The organism is Oleiphilus sp. HI0066 (assembly GCF_001635725.1).
This window is the reverse complement of the sequence record NZ_LWFH01001858.1, coordinates 1-971: the sequence shown is the minus strand read 5'-3', so window position 1 is coordinate 971 and position 971 is coordinate 1. Positions and strand designations below refer to the sequence as shown.

The 971-nt window shown below is 44.3% G+C and carries 2 protein-coding genes and 1 pseudogene; all 3 read right to left on the bottom strand.

All coding sequences use genetic code 11. The features are described from left to right. A pseudogene (locus tag A3738_RS30280) lies at positions 1-130 on the bottom strand (isocitrate/isopropylmalate family dehydrogenase); the annotation flags it as partial. Positions 131-178: 48 nt separating this feature from the next. Continuing rightward, positions 179-832 (bottom strand): 3-isopropylmalate dehydratase small subunit, encoded by a 654-nt coding sequence (gene leuD / locus A3738_RS28680; protein WP_068475469.1) that lies wholly within the window; start codon positions 830-832, stop codon positions 179-181. Positions 833-846: 14 nt separating this feature from the next. Further along, the coding region (locus tag A3738_RS30275) for an aconitase family protein (RefSeq protein ID WP_156504576.1) at positions 847-971 on the bottom strand (125 nt) is incomplete at its 5' end.

The following is a 971-nucleotide window of genomic DNA, read 5'->3' as shown; positions in this document are numbered from 1 at the left end:
CAACCAAAGCATGGTCAGTCTCTAGACCAAGACCTAACTTATCATTTACAAGATCAAGAACGCGTTCTGCTTCCGCAACGATTTCAGGACCAATGCCATCACCTGGCAATAACAAAACTTTTTTAGACATATCTAACTTTCCAATAAACTTTCAAATTCTTTCGCGTGCTTGCGCTTATTAAGCACCTTGAATCGCATCAAACAACCAAGGCGTTTCTTGGCGACGACGTGCTTCGTATTCTTTAATCTTCTCTTCGCTCTCTAGCGTCACGCCAATATCATCCAAACCGTTCAACAAGCAGTGCTTACGGAATGCATCGATTTCAAAGCTAAAGCTTTCACCGCTTGGCGTTGTCACAGTTTGCGCATCAAGATTGATATCCAACTCATAGCCTTCAGTCGCTTCAACTTCATTGACTAGCTGATCAACTTGCTCTTCTGTTAACACAATCGGCAACAAGCCATTTTTAAAACAGTTATTGAAGAAAATATCCGCAAAACTTGGCGCGATCACAGAACGGAAACCGTAATCATCTAAAGCCCATGGCGCGTGCTCACGCGAAGAACCACAACCGAAGTTTTGACGTGCTATCAACACGCTTGAACCTTGGTAGCGCGCTTGGTTTAAAACGAATTCTTCGTTTAATGGACGACCTTCACAGCTTTGATCTGGCTTGCCTTCATCTAAGTAACGCAACTCATCAAACAAGTTCTTACCAAAGCCAGTGCGTTTGATAGATTTCAAAAACTGCTTAGGAATGATCATATCCGTATCAACATTGGCACGATCAAGCGGAGCAACAAGGCCTTTTAATTCAGTAAACTTTCTCATCTCTCTCGCCTCCCCTATGCGCTTACAAATTCGCGAACGTCAACAAACTTACCGGCAATTGCAGCAGCTGCTGCCATCGCAGGACTTACCAAGTGCGTGCGGCCACCAAAGCCTTGACGACCTTCAAAGTTACGGTTCG